The organism is Pseudomonas sp. PDM03 (assembly GCF_014852385.1).
GTDB lineage: Bacteria > Pseudomonadota > Gammaproteobacteria > Pseudomonadales > Pseudomonadaceae > Aquipseudomonas > Aquipseudomonas migulae.
Window position 1 is genome coordinate 91,777 of the sequence record NZ_JACVBM010000019.1, and the last position, 12,333, is coordinate 104,109.

The 12,333-nt window shown below is 59.5% G+C and carries 14 protein-coding genes; all 14 read left to right on the forward strand.

The genetic code is table 11. From position 1 onward, the window contains the following. The first annotated feature begins 151 nt into the window (after window positions 1-151). Window positions 152-652, forward strand: coding sequence for a flagellar basal body-associated protein FliL (gene fliL, locus IB254_RS23095; RefSeq protein ID WP_192419617.1), 501 nt, complete (start codon window positions 152-154; stop codon window positions 650-652). Window positions 653-661: 9 nt separating this feature from the next. Further along, entirely contained in the window at window positions 662-1,630 is a 969-nt protein-coding gene (gene fliM / locus IB254_RS23100) for a flagellar motor switch protein FliM (RefSeq protein ID WP_008024584.1), read from the forward strand. A gap of 69 nt (window positions 1,631-1,699) precedes the next feature. Beyond that, window positions 1,700-2,158, forward strand: coding sequence for a flagellar motor switch protein FliN (gene fliN / locus IB254_RS23105; RefSeq protein ID WP_008039811.1), 459 nt, complete (start codon window positions 1,700-1,702; stop codon window positions 2,156-2,158). Continuing rightward, window positions 2,159-2,602 carry a flagellar biosynthetic protein FliO gene (fliO, locus tag IB254_RS23110; RefSeq protein WP_192419618.1) on the forward strand — a complete coding sequence of 148 codons (444 nt, stop codon included), beginning with the start codon at window positions 2,159-2,161 and terminating at the stop codon, window positions 2,600-2,602. After that, window positions 2,602-3,360 carry a flagellar type III secretion system pore protein FliP gene (gene fliP, locus IB254_RS23115; RefSeq protein ID WP_008039813.1) on the forward strand — a complete coding sequence of 253 codons (759 nt, stop codon included), beginning with the start codon at window positions 2,602-2,604 and terminating at the stop codon, window positions 3,358-3,360. The genes fliO and fliP overlap by 1 nt, the downstream gene beginning before the upstream one ends. Beyond that, window positions 3,357-3,626: a flagellar biosynthesis protein FliQ gene (gene fliQ, locus IB254_RS23120; protein ID WP_008024593.1), complete on the forward strand. Its 270-nt coding sequence runs from the start codon at window positions 3,357-3,359 to the stop codon at window positions 3,624-3,626. Before fliP ends, fliQ begins: the two co-directional genes overlap by 4 nt. Before the next feature lie 3 nt (window positions 3,627-3,629). Next, entirely contained in the window at window positions 3,630-4,415 is a 786-nt protein-coding gene (gene fliR / locus IB254_RS23125; RefSeq protein ID WP_192419619.1) for a flagellar biosynthetic protein FliR, read from the forward strand. A 3-nt stretch (window positions 4,416-4,418) separates the two neighbouring features. Continuing rightward, on the forward strand, window positions 4,419-5,558 hold the full coding sequence (gene flhB, locus IB254_RS23130) for a flagellar biosynthesis protein FlhB (protein WP_192419620.1): 1,140 nt from the start codon (window positions 4,419-4,421) through the stop codon (window positions 5,556-5,558). Between the two features lie 235 nt (window positions 5,559-5,793). Then, on the forward strand, window positions 5,794-7,923 hold the full coding sequence (gene flhA / locus IB254_RS23135; protein ID WP_192419621.1) for a flagellar biosynthesis protein FlhA: 2,130 nt from the start codon (window positions 5,794-5,796) through the stop codon (window positions 7,921-7,923). 11 nt (window positions 7,924-7,934) lie between these two features. Then, the gene (gene flhF / locus IB254_RS23140) at window positions 7,935-9,263 is read left to right on the forward strand and encodes a flagellar biosynthesis protein FlhF (RefSeq protein ID WP_192419623.1); all 1,329 of its coding nucleotides are present in this window, start codon (window positions 7,935-7,937) and stop codon (window positions 9,261-9,263) included. A gap of 116 nt (window positions 9,264-9,379) precedes the next feature. Continuing rightward, complete coding sequence (gene fleN / locus IB254_RS23145; RefSeq protein WP_008001746.1) at window positions 9,380-10,210, forward strand: flagellar synthesis regulator FleN; 831 nt, start codon at window positions 9,380-9,382, stop codon at window positions 10,208-10,210. Beyond that, window positions 10,207-10,947 carry an RNA polymerase sigma factor FliA gene (fliA, locus tag IB254_RS23150; protein ID WP_007894214.1) on the forward strand — a complete coding sequence of 247 codons (741 nt, stop codon included), beginning with the start codon at window positions 10,207-10,209 and terminating at the stop codon, window positions 10,945-10,947. Before fleN ends, fliA begins: the two co-directional genes overlap by 4 nt. Window positions 10,948-11,114: 167 nt before the next feature. Beyond that, window positions 11,115-11,486, forward strand: a complete 372-nt coding sequence (locus IB254_RS23155; protein WP_008006721.1) for a chemotaxis response regulator CheY — start codon at window positions 11,115-11,117, stop codon at window positions 11,484-11,486. Window positions 11,487-11,508: 22 nt separating this feature from the next. Continuing rightward, window positions 11,509-12,297: a protein phosphatase CheZ gene (locus IB254_RS23160; protein WP_192419625.1), complete on the forward strand. Its 789-nt coding sequence runs from the start codon at window positions 11,509-11,511 to the stop codon at window positions 12,295-12,297. The last annotated feature ends 36 nt before the right edge of the window (window positions 12,298-12,333 follow it).

Genomic DNA, 12,333 nt, shown 5'->3' on the forward strand with positions numbered 1-12,333 from the left:
GTTGCACCGCAATCGCGAGCAGGCTCGCTCCCACATTTGTTTTGTGGTGAATCGTCATCCGCCGTCCCCTGTCTCCCGACACTTCTGGCATAACACTTGCTCTTGCCTTGCCGTGCGACTGTGAAAACCCGAATAGTGACGGATTATTGGCATGGCGAAGAGCGAAGCAGTAGTAAAAGACCCCGCAACCAAAGGCAAAATCAAGCTGATCATTGTGATCGTGGTGGCCCTGCTGCTGGCGATCGGCTTGTCCGTGGGAGCGACCTGGTTCTTCATGCACAGCGCTCAGAGCAAGCCTGCCGCCGCGGTTGAAGCTGCCCCGGTCGGCAAGCAACCAGCGGTTTTCGAGCAAATGGCGCCGGCCTTCGTGGCCAACTACAACCAGAACGGCCGCCAGCGCTTCATGCAGGTGAGCATCACCATGCAAGGTCGCAATCAGGCTGACCTGGAAGCCCTGAAAGTCCACATGCCGGTCATCCGCAACAACCTTGTCATGCTGTTCTCCGGGCAGGATTTCGCGACCCTGGCGTCGCCGGTCGGTCAGGAAATGCTGCGCCAGAAAGCCACGGCCAGTGTCCAGGAAGTGGCGCAGAAAGAGCTCGGCAAAGTGGTCATCGAACAGTTGCTTTTCACTAATTTCGTACTGCAGTAGGAACACGACATGGCCGTGCAGGACCTGCTGTCCCAGGATGAGATCGATGCGCTGTTGCATGGTGTCGACGATGGTCTGGTACAGACCGATACCGCTGCCGAACCCGGCAGTGTCAAAAGCTACGACCTGACCAGCCAGGATCGCATCGTCCGTGGACGCATGCCGACCCTGGAAATGATCAACGAGCGTTTCGCCCGCTACACCCGCATCAGCATGTTCAACATGCTGCGCCGCTCGGCGGACGTTGCCGTCGGTGGTGTGCAGGTGATGAAGTTCGGCGAATACGTGCACTCGCTGTACGTGCCGACCAGCCTCAACCTGGTCAAGATCAAACCGTTGCGTGGCACGGCGCTGTTCATCCTCGACGCCAAACTGGTGTTCAAACTGGTGGACAACTTCTTCGGCGGCGACGGCCGTCACGCGAAGATCGAAGGGCGTGAATTCACCCCGACCGAACTGCGTGTGGTGCGCATGGTGCTGGAGCAGGCCTTCGTCGATCTGAAGGAAGCCTGGCAGGCGATCATGGAGGTGAACTTCGAGTACATCAACTCGGAAGTGAACCCGGCCATGGCCAACATCGTCGGCCCGAGCGAAGCCATTGTGGTGTCGACCTTCCACATCGAACTCGATGGCGGTGGCGGCGACCTGCACGTGACCATGCCGTACTCGATGATCGAGCCAGTGCGCGAAATGCTCGACGCCGGCTTCCAGTCGGACCTCGACGATCAGGACGAGCGTTGGGTCAATGCCCTGCGCCAGGACGTGCTCGACGTCGACGTGCCGATCGGCGCCACGGTTGCCCGTCGCCAGTTGCGCCTGCGGGACATTCTGCACATGCAGCCGGGGGACATTATCCCGGTCGAAATGCCGGAAGAAATGATCATGCGCGCCAATGGCGTGCCTGCGTTCAAGGTCAAGATGGGCTCGCACAAAGGCAACCTCGCGTTGCAAGTGATCGAGCCGATCGAGCGCCGTTGACCGGCGCCTCTACATATTCGCTTTTAACTGACGGCTGCTCTCTGATGGGTTGCCCGCCGAGGACACATGATGGCTGACGATATGAATACCCAGGACGACCAGGCGCTGGCTGACGAATGGGCTGCGGCCCTGGAAGAAACCGGCGATGCCGGGCAGGACGACATTGACGCCTTGCTGGCGGCTGACGCTGCTGGTTCGTCGTCGAACCGTCTGCCGATGGAAGAATTCGGCAGCGTGCCGAAAAACAACGATCCGGTAACCCTGGACGGTCCGAACCTGGACGTGATCCTCGACATCCCGGTGTCGATTTCCATGGAAGTCGGCAGCACCGACATCAACATCCGTAACCTGCTGCAGCTCAACCAGGGTTCGGTGATCGAGCTCGATCGCCTGGCCGGTGAGCCGCTGGACGTGCTGGTCAACGGTACGTTGATCGCTCACGGTGAAGTGGTGGTGGTCAACGAGAAGTTCGGCATCCGCCTGACCGACGTGATCAGCCCAAGCGAACGCATCAAGAAGCTGCGCTGAGTGAAAAAGCTTTCGGGGTTGTTACTGGCCTTGCCGTTCAGTGCGTTGGCGGCCGAACCGGCGGCTAATGCTGCCGTGGCTGTCGCACCTGCTGTCAGCAGCGGTGTGGCGGGCCAGTTGACGCAATTGGTGCTCGGTCTGCTGCTGGTGCTGGGGTTGATCTTCTTCCTCGCCTGGCTGCTGCGCCGGGTCCAGCAGGCCGGGCCTGCGGGCAAGGCGCAGGTGATCGAGTTGATCGGTTCCCGGGCGCTGGGTCCGCGTGACCGATTGATGCTGGTGCAGGTTGGCAACGAGCAGATTCTGCTCGGTTTGAGCCCCGGCACCATCACCGCGCTGCATGTGCTCAAGGAGCCGGTGCACGTACCGGTCACCGAGAAAGCGACCCCGGAATTTGCCCTGCGCCTGATGGAACTGATGGGCAAGGATCAGAAGGATAAGAAGTAATGGGTGCGCTACGCATCATCTTGACGCTGGCCCTGATGCTGGCCGCGCCGCTGGCCTTCGCCGCCGATCCGTTGTCGATCCCGGCGATCACCCTGGGCACCAACGCCCAGGGCGCTCAGGAATATTCGGTCAGCCTGCAAATCCTGTTGATCATGACCGCGCTGAGTTTCATTCCGGCGTTCGTCATGCTGATGACCAGCTTCACGCGGATCATCATCGTCTTCTCGATCCTGCGTCAGGCCCTGGGACTGCAGCAGACGCCGTCGAACCAGATCCTCACGGGCATGGCGCTGTTTCTGACCCTGTTCATCATGGCGCCGGTGTTTGACCGGGTGAACCAGGATGCCTTGCAACCGTATCTGGCGGAAAAACTCACCGCCCAGGATGCCGTGGCCAAGGCTCAGGTGCCGATCAAGGACTTCATGCTGGCGCAGACGCGCAGCAGCGATCTGGAACTGTTCATGCGCTTGTCCAAGCGCACGGACATTGCCACGCCGGATCAGGCGCCGCTGACCATTCTGGTGCCGGCCTTCGTCACGTCCGAGCTGAAAACCGCGTTCCAGATCGGCTTCATGATCTTCATTCCGTTCCTGATCATCGACCTGGTCGTCGCCAGTGTGCTGATGGCCATGGGTATGATGATGCTCTCGCCGCTGATCATTTCCCTGCCGTTCAAGATCATGCTGTTCGTGCTGGTGGATGGCTGGGCGCTGATCATCGGGACATTGGCGAGTAGCTTCGGCGGTGTTTCGCCATGACGCCGGAAGTCGCGGTAGACATCTTTCGTGAAGCGCTCTGGCTGACCACCATGATGGTCGCCGTGCTGGTGATTCCGAGTCTGCTGGTGGGTCTGTTGGTCGCGATGTTCCAGGCGGCCACGCAGATCAACGAACAAACCCTGAGCTTCTTGCCGCGCCTGCTGGTCATGCTGGTGACTCTGATCGTTGCCGGTCCGTGGCTGGTGCAGACGTTCATGGAATACATCCTGCAGTTGTACGGCAATATTCCTCGGGTCATCGGCTAAGCCATGCAGTCACTGCTGCAACTGACCGATACCCAGATCAGCACCTGGGTGGCGACGTTCATGTTGCCCCTGTTTCGCATCGGTGGCTTGCTGATGGTCATGCCGGTTTTCGGTACGACCCTGGTGCCCCAGCGGGTGCGTCTGTATTTCGCCCTCGCGATCACGCTCGTGATTGCGCCCGGGTTGCCGCCGATGCCGCCGGTCAATGCGCTGGACCTGAGCGGGCTGCTGCTGATTGCCGAGCAGATCCTCATCGGCGCGGTGATGGGGTTCGCCCTGCAGCTGTTCTTCCAGGCCTTCGTGGTCGCCGGGCAGATCGTTTCGATTCAGATGGGCATGGGCTTCGCATCGATGGTCGACCCCACCAACGGCGTGTCGGTGGCGGTGATCGGGCAGTTCTTCACCATGCTGGTGACGCTGTTGTTCCTGGCCATGAATGGCCACTTGGTGGTCTTCGAAATTCTCACTGAAAGTTTCACCACGCTCCCGGTCGGTAGCGGCTTGATGGTTTCGCAATTCTGGGACCTGGCCGGCAAGCTCGGTTGGGTGCTGGGTGCGGCATTGTTGCTGGTGCTGCCGGCGATCACCGCGCTGCTGGTGGTCAACATCGCGTTTGGCGTGATGACCCGCGCCGCGCCGCAACTGAACATCTTTTCCATCGGCTTCCCGCTGACCCTGGTGCTCGGGCTGTTCATTGTCTGGGTCGGGCTGGCGGACATCATCAATCAGTACCAACCGCTGGCTAGCGAGGCCTTGCAGTGGTTGCGCGAACTGGCACGGGCGCGCTGAGTCATGGCTGAGAGCGAAAGCGGTCAGGACAAAACAGAAGACCCCACGGAGAAACGTAAAAAGGACTCCAGGGACAAGGGCGAGATTGCGCGCTCCAAAGAGCTCAATACCTTGGCGATCATGCTTGCCGGTGCCGGTGCGCTGCTGATTTTCGGCGGGGCTTTGGCGCAGGACATGATGGAGCTGATGCGCATGAACTTCACGCTGTCGCGGGAAGTGATTCTGGATCAGCGCAGCATGGGTACCTTCCTGCTGCACTCGGGGCAGATTGCCCTGTTGGCGATTCAACCTGTGATGATCACCTTGCTGCTGGCGGCATTTCTCGGCCCGATTTCCCTCGGTGGCTGGTTGTTCGCGGCAGGCTCGATGGCGCCGAAATTCAGTCGCATGAACCCCGGCGCGGGGCTGAAGCGGATGTTCTCGGCCAAGGCGCTGGTGGAACTGCTCAAGGCCCTGGCGAAGTTTTTCATTGTGCTGTTCGTCGCGCTGGCGGTGTTGAATTCCGACATCGACGACCTGATGCGCATTGCGCACGAGCCGTTGGAAATGGCGATCATTCACAGCTTGCAAGTGGTCGGCTGGAGCACTCTGTGGATGGCGTGCGGCTTGATCATCATCGCCGCCGTCGACGTGCCGGTGCAGCTCTGGGAAAGCCACAAGAAGCTGCTGATGACCAAACAGGAAGTGCGCGACGAGCACAAGGATCAGGAGGGGAGGCCGGAGGTCAAGCAGCGCATTCGCCAGTTGCAGCGCGAGATGTCCCAGCGCCGGATGATGGCGGCCATCCCCGAGGCCGATGTGGTCATTACCAACCCGACTCACTATGCCGTGGCGCTCAAATACGACCCGGACAAGGGCGCGGCGCCGATGCTGATTGCCAAGGGCAGTGATTTCCTGGCCCTGAAAATCCGTGAAATCGCCGTGGCCAACGAGGTGCTGCTGCTGGAGTCTCCGGCCTTGGCGCGTTCGATCTATTACTCCACGGAGCTGGAGCAGGAAATTCCTGGCGGGCTCTATCTGGCCGTCGCTCAGGTATTGGCCTACGTCTACCAGATCCGACAGCACCGCGCGGGCAAGGGCAAGCGGCCGGATCCGCTCAAGGATGACTTGCCGATTCCACCGGATCTGCGCCGCGATTCCTGATTCGTACACGGTCCCCTGTAGGAGTGAGCCTGCTCGCGATAGCGGTGTAACAGTCAATGAATGTGTTGAATGTTGCACCGCTATCGCGAGCAGGCTCACTCCTACAGGGGTGTAAATAAATTCAGGTAAACCCCTCTGTTTCAAAGCCCGGCAAAAGTTGGAAGGCTTCTTGCAGTAGCCGCCCTGCGTCTGCTTCAGGCGTCAAAAGTTTGCTTTAAAGGAACGGGGAAAACCGGTGGATCGCTCTCAGTTACTCAACAGTGCCCGCACAAACGTTGCCGACTTAAGTCGGGGCAATCTGGGCGTGCCGTTGTTGCTGCTGGTCATGCTGGCCATGATGATGCTGCCGGTGCCGCCGTTCCTGCTGGACGTGTTCTTCACGTTCAACATCGCGCTGTCGATCGTCGTGCTGCTGGTCTGCGTCTACGCGTTGCGGCCGCTGGATTTCGCGGTGTTCCCGACCATTCTGCTGGTGGCAACGTTGTTGCGACTGGCGCTGAACGTGGCCTCCACGCGAGTGGTGATGCTTCACGGGCAGGACGGCCACGCCGCCGCCGGTAAGGTGATCCAGGCGTTCGGTGAGGTGGTGATCGGCGGTAACTACGTGGTCGGTATCGTGGTCTTCGCGATTTTGATGATCATCAACTTCGTCGTGGTGACCAAGGGTGCCGGGCGGATTTCCGAGGTGAGCGCGCGTTTCACCCTCGATGCGATGCCCGGCAAACAAATGGCGATCGACGCCGATTTGAACGCCGGCCTGATCGATCAGAACCAGGCCAAGATGCGCCGGATGGAAGTGGCCCAGGAAGCCGAGTTCTACGGTTCCATGGACGGTGCCAGCAAGTTCGTGCGTGGCGATGCCATCGCCGGTTTGCTGATTCTGTTCATCAACCTGATCGGCGGCATGGCGGTCGGTATCTTCCAGCACGGCATGACCTTCGGCGATGCGGGCAGGGTTTACGCGTTGCTGACCATCGGTGACGGTTTGGTGGCGCAATTGCCATCACTGTTGTTATCTACAGCTGCAGCGATCATGGTGACCCGTGCTTCCGGTTCGGAAGACATGGGCAAACAGATCAATCGCCAGATGTTCGCCTCGCCCAAGGCGCTGGCCGTGGCAGCGGGCCTGATGGCAGTGATGGGCCTGGTGCCCGGCATGCCGCACTTTTCCTTTCTGAGCATGGCGGCCCTGGCGGCCGGCGGCGCGTACCTGTTCTGGAAGAAGCAGAACGTCGTCAAGGTTCAGGCCCTGCAAGAGGTCAAGCGTCAGCAGGAATTGCTGCCATCGCCGGCTCGCGCTCAGGAAACCAAGGAGCTTGGCTGGGATGATGTGACGCCAATCGACATGATTGGCCTGGAAGTCGGCTATCGTCTGATTCCGCTGGTGGACCGCAATCAGGGTGGTCAGCTGCTGGCGCGGATCAAGGGTGTGCGTAAAAAACTGTCCCAGGATCTGGGCTTCCTGATGCCGACTGTGCATATCCGTGACAACCTCGACCTCGCGCCGAGCGCCTATCGCCTCACCCTGATGGGGGTGATCCTGGCCGAAGCGGAGATTTATCCGGATCGCGAACTGGCGATCAACCCCGGTCAGGTCTACGGTTCGCTCAACGGTATTACCGCCAAAGATCCGGCTTTCGGGCTGGAGGCGGTCTGGATCGAAGTCAGCCAGCGTGCACAGGCACAATCCCTCGGTTACACCGTGGTCGATGCCAGTACGGTAGTGGCAACCCATTTGAACCAGATTCTGTACAAGCACTCCAGTGAGCTGATCGGCCACGAAGAAGTGCAGCAACTCATGCAATTGCTGGCCAAAAGCTCTCCAAAACTGGCGGAAGAGCTGGTGCCGGGCGTGGTTTCGTTGTCGCAGTTGCTCAAGGTTCTGCAGGCGTTGCTGGCCGAACAGGTGCCCGTACGGGACATTCGCAGCATCGCCGAGGCGATCGCGAACAATGCCGCCAAGAGTCAAGATACTGCCGCGCTGGTGGCCGCCGTCCGCGTCGGCGTATCTCGTGCAATCGTCCAAAGCATTGTGGGGACTGAGTCGGAGCTGCCAGTTATCACCTTGGAGCCAAGGTTGGAACAAATATTGCTCAATAGTCTTCAGAAGGCAGGACAAGGCTCGGAAGAGGGCGTTCTGCTGGAGCCAAGCATGGCTGAAAAACTGCAACGCTCGTTGATCGATGCGGCGCAGCGTCAGGAAATGCAAGGTCAGCCGGTGATTCTGCTGGTGGCCGGCCCGGTTCGCGCGATGCTGTCGCGATTCGGCCGACTGGCAGTCCCGGGTTTGCATGTGTTGGCTTACCAGGAAATCCCTGACAACAAGCAAGTGACCATCGTTGCGACAGTAGGGCCCAACGGCTGAGGTAGTGGTTTATGCAAGTTAAGCGTTTTTTCGCCGCCGATATGCGTCAGGCCATGAAGCTGGTTCGTGATGAGCTGGGCGCTGATGCCGCCATCATTGGCAACCGCCGGATCGCCGGTGGTGTCGAGCTGACGGCCGCTCTGGATTACAAACTGTCGGCGCTGGCCCCGCGTGTTCCGAACATGGAACTCGAGGATGAGCTGCGCAAGACCCAGTCGCGGATCGTCACCGCCCAGGCCGAACTGAGCCTGCGCAGCGATGGCGAGAGCGACAAGTCCACCAATCGCCAGTTGTTCGCCGGCCTGCCGTTGACTGCCGCCGAGCCGCTGATCGAGCCGACCTACGCTGAACCTCGTCGCCCGGCACCGGCCCCCGCGCCTGCCTCGACCGGTGTTGATCCGCGTGCCTTCGACTCGATGCGTTTCGAACTCAACAGCCTGCGCGAACTGATGGAAGTACAGCTCGGCTCGCTGGCCTGGAATCAGTTGCAAGGCAGCCGCCCGGCCCAGGCCAACCTTTGGCGCCGCCTGCAACGCATCGGCTTGTCCGGGCCGTTGTCCCGCGATCTGCTGGAACTGATTACCGACATTGATGAACCTCGTCAGGCCTGGCGCATGTTGCTGGCGCACCTGGCGCGGATGATCGCCACACCGGAAGTCGAGCCACTGGAAGAGGGCGGCGTGATTGCCATGGTCGGCCCGGCCGGCATGGGCAAGACCACCACCCTGGCCAAGCTCGCGGCCCGTTACGTGCTCAAGTACGGCGCGCAGAATATCGCGCTGGTGAGCATGGACAGCTACCGCATCGGTGCTCAGGAACAACTCAAGACCCTCGGCCGGATCCTCAATGTGTCGGTGACGCACGTCGATCCGGGCCAGTCCCTGGTGCAGGCGCTGGATCCTTTGCTGCGCAAGCGCGTGGTGCTGATCGATACCGCGGGCCTTCAGGCCAGCGATCCGGCATTGCGCATGCAGCTCGAAAGCCTGGCTGGTCGTGGCATCAAATCAAAAAATTATCTGGTTCTGGCAACCACCAGCCAAAAACAGGTTCTAACCGCCGCTTATCACAGTTACAAGCGTTGCGGGCTGGCTGGCTGCATCCTGACTAAACTGGATGAGACGGCAAGTCTGGGCGAGGTGTTGAGCCTGGCGATCAGTCATGAATTGCCGGTGGCTTACCTGACTGATGGACCGCGTATTCCGGATGATCTGCATCTGCCGCGTCGTCATCAGTTGGTCAGTCGCGCCGTCAGCGTGCAAATGCAGGAAGAACCCAGCGAAGAAGCCATGGCTGACATGTTCGCTGATATTTATCACAGCCCGACCAAGCAGGTTGGCTGAGGTATTAATGAACAGTTTTTGTACCTACATCGATGGTCTGCCATGCATTGTTCAGTTGATGAACGCGCAGCCAGTAATGTGGCCTCCGTCTATGCAAGACAAGGTAAAGAAATAACATGGGCAGCATGCATCCCGTACAGGTGATCGCGGTGACCGGCGGCAAAGGTGGCGTCGGGAAGACTAATGTGTCAGTGAACTTGTCCCTGGCTCTAGCTGAGCTCGGCCGGCGCGTCATGCTGCTGGACGCCGATCTGGGGCTGGCGAATGTCGACGTCCTGCTGGGACTGACACCCAAACGTACCCTGGCCGACGTCATCGAAGGTCGCTGTGAGCTGCGCGACGTATTGTTGCAGGGGCCAGGCGGCATCCGCATCGTCCCGGCCGCGTCCGGCACACAGAGCATGGTTCATCTGAGTCCGGCCCAGCATGCCGGCCTGATCCAGGCGTTCAGCGATATCGGCGACAATCTCGACGTGCTCGTGATCGACACCGCTGCGGGTATTGGTGACTCGGTAGTCAGTTTTGTTCGCGCCGCGCAAGAAGTCTTGCTGGTGGTCTGCGACGAGCCGACTTCGATCACGGATGCCTACGCCCTGATCAAACTGCTCAACCGCGACTACGGCATGAACCGCTTCCGCGTCCTGGCCAACATGGCCCAGAGCCCGCAGGAAGGCCGCAACCTGTTCGCCAAGTTGACCAAGGTCACGGACCGCTTCCTCGACGTCGCCTTACAATACGTCGGTGCGGTGCCGTACGACGAAAGCGTGCGCAAGGCTGTGCAGAAGCAGCGCGCGGTCTATGAAGCCTTCCCTCGTTCCAAGTGCTCCCTGGCTTTCAAGGCCATCGCACAAAAGGTCGATACCTGGCCGCTGCCTGCCAACCCGCGCGGGCACCTGGAGTTTTTCGTCGAGCGCCTCGTGCAACAAACGGCAGGACCCGTGCTATGACAGCCAGCGGTTACAACCTCTACAAGAAGTCGGCGCGTGACGCGCAGTACGAGCTGATCGAGCGTTACGCGCCACTGGTCAAACGCATTGCTTACCACCTGCTGGCGCGACTGCCAGCCAGTGTCCAGGTCGAAGACCTGATTCAGGCCGGGATGATCGGCCTGCTTGAAGTATCCACCAAATATGACGCCAGCAAAGGCGCGAGTTTCGAGACGTACGCGGGCATCCGGATCCGCGGCGCCATGCTTGATGAAGTGCGCAAAGGGGACTGGGCGCCACGTTCGGTCCACCGCAATACCCGCATGGTCAGCGACGCAATTCGCTCGATTGAAGCTAAAACCGGCCGTGACGCTAAAGATCACGAAGTTGCGGCCGAACTCCAATTGAGTCTCGACGATTACTACGGGATTTTGAACGACACCCTGGGCAGCCGCTTGTTCAGTTTCGACGACCTGTTGCAGGACGGCGAACACGAAGGGCTGCATGAGGATGGCGCGAGTGCTCATCTCGAGCCGTCGCGCGATCTGGAAGATGAACGCTTCCAGGCAGCGCTGGCGGACGCGATTGCCAATTTGCCGGAGCGTGAGCGACTGGTGTTGGCGCTGTACTACGACGAAGAGTTGAATCTCAAGGAAATCGGTGAGGTCCTGGGGGTCAGCGAATCTCGGGTCAGCCAGTTACACAGCCAGTGCGCGGCCCGTTTGCGGGGGCGTTTGGGGGAGTGGCGAGCGCGCTGAAGGCAGTGTGGGGACACTGCGAACTTGGCTGGTGTGGTGTTGAACTGCGCCGGTCTCGATCTGTTGTGCTCCAGACAGTCATTGAGTGCTTTGCCGGATTGATTGAAATGGCGCGTCCAGGTGCTGGGCGCGTTTAAGACTGCTTGGAGGTCGAATTGGACAAGAACATGAAAATCCTCATCGTTGATGACTTCTCAACGATGCGGCGGATCATAAAAAACCTGTTGCGTGACCTTGGGTTCACCAACACGGTCGAGGCCGACGATGGCATTACTGCCATTCCGGTTCTCAACAGCGGAAGCATCGACTTTCTGGTAACGGACTGGAACATGCCTGGCATGACCGGTATCGATCTGCTGCGCCACGTGCGCGCCGATGAAAAGCTCAAGCACCTGCCAGTGCTGATGGTGACCGCTGAAGCCAAGCGCGAGCAGATCATCGAAGCGGCCCAGGCCGGCGTAAACGGCTATGTGGTCAAACCCTTCACGGCCCAGGCGTTGAAAGAAAAAATCGAGAAGATTTTCGAACGCATCGGTTGAGAAACTGCGCCACGGGGAAGCTATGGACCAAAACGAATCTTCACAGGGCGATTTTGAATCGACCCTGAAAAAACACGCGGTCGAACTGGTCGAAAGCCTTGAAAAAGGCAGGTTCGGTGACGCTGTGCAACTGATCCATGAGCTCAACCAGACCCGTGACCGCGGCCTGTATCAGGAAGTGGGCAAGCTCACCCGCGAGCTGCACAGTGCGATCGTCAATTTTCAGATTGACCCGCACATGCCGCAAGCCGAGGAAGTGTCCCAGATCACAGATGCCACCGAGCGTCTGGGTTACGTTGTCAAGCTGACAGAGGCCGCAGCCAACCGCACCATGGATCTGGTCGAAAACTCCACGCCGCTGGTCAACAGCCTGAGCGATGAAGCTCAGGCGCTGAGCACGGACTGGGGGCGGTTCATGCGTCGCGAAGTCGGGGCTGAGGAGTTTCGTGAACTGGCACGGCGTGTCGATGGTTTCCTGACACGCAGCAGCGTGGACAACCGCGCGGTGTCGAGCAACCTCAACGACATTCTGCTCGCTCAGGATTACCAGGACCTCACCGGTCAGGTGATCAAGCGTGTGACCCAATTGGTCACCGAAGTTGAAAGCAACCTGCTCAAGCTCGTGCTTATGGCCAGTCAGGTGGACCGCTTTGCGGGCATCGAACATGACCGTGAAGCGATGCTTGCAGAAAAAGATCCGCAAAAACATCTCTCTCAGGGTGAAGGTCCGCAGATTCATGCCGATAAAAGAGAAGATGTTGTGTCCGGTCAGGACGATGTGGACGATTTGTTATCCAGCCTGGGATTCTAGAGTTTTAGCATTTTAGGTTTTTTAGGTTTTTAGACC

Bases quoted from the DNA above. Each gene is read 5' to 3' on its own strand.
- fliL (WP_192419617.1), top strand. From the start codon at position 152: ATGGCGAAGAGCGAAGCAGTAGTAAAAGACCCCGCAACCAAAGGCAAA.
- fliM (WP_008024584.1), top strand. From the start codon at position 662: ATGGCCGTGCAGGACCTGCTGTCCCAGGATGAGATCGATGCGCTGTTG.
- fliN (WP_008039811.1), top strand. From the start codon at position 1,700: ATGGCTGACGATATGAATACCCAGGACGACCAGGCGCTGGCTGACGAA.
- fliP (WP_008039813.1), top strand. From the start codon at position 2,602: ATGGGTGCGCTACGCATCATCTTGACGCTGGCCCTGATGCTGGCCGCG.
- fliQ (WP_008024593.1), top strand. From the start codon at position 3,357: ATGACGCCGGAAGTCGCGGTAGACATCTTTCGTGAAGCGCTCTGGCTG.
- fliR (WP_192419619.1), top strand. From the start codon at position 3,630: ATGCAGTCACTGCTGCAACTGACCGATACCCAGATCAGCACCTGGGTG.
- flhB (WP_192419620.1), top strand. From the start codon at position 4,419: ATGGCTGAGAGCGAAAGCGGTCAGGACAAAACAGAAGACCCCACGGAG.
- flhF (WP_192419623.1), top strand. From the start codon at position 7,935: ATGCAAGTTAAGCGTTTTTTCGCCGCCGATATGCGTCAGGCCATGAAG.
- fleN (WP_008001746.1), top strand. From the start codon at position 9,380: ATGGGCAGCATGCATCCCGTACAGGTGATCGCGGTGACCGGCGGCAAA.
- fliA (WP_007894214.1), top strand. From the start codon at position 10,207: ATGACAGCCAGCGGTTACAACCTCTACAAGAAGTCGGCGCGTGACGCG.
- IB254_RS23155 (WP_008006721.1), top strand. From the start codon at position 11,115: ATGAAAATCCTCATCGTTGATGACTTCTCAACGATGCGGCGGATCATA.
- IB254_RS23160 (WP_192419625.1), top strand. From the start codon at position 11,509: ATGGACCAAAACGAATCTTCACAGGGCGATTTTGAATCGACCCTGAAA.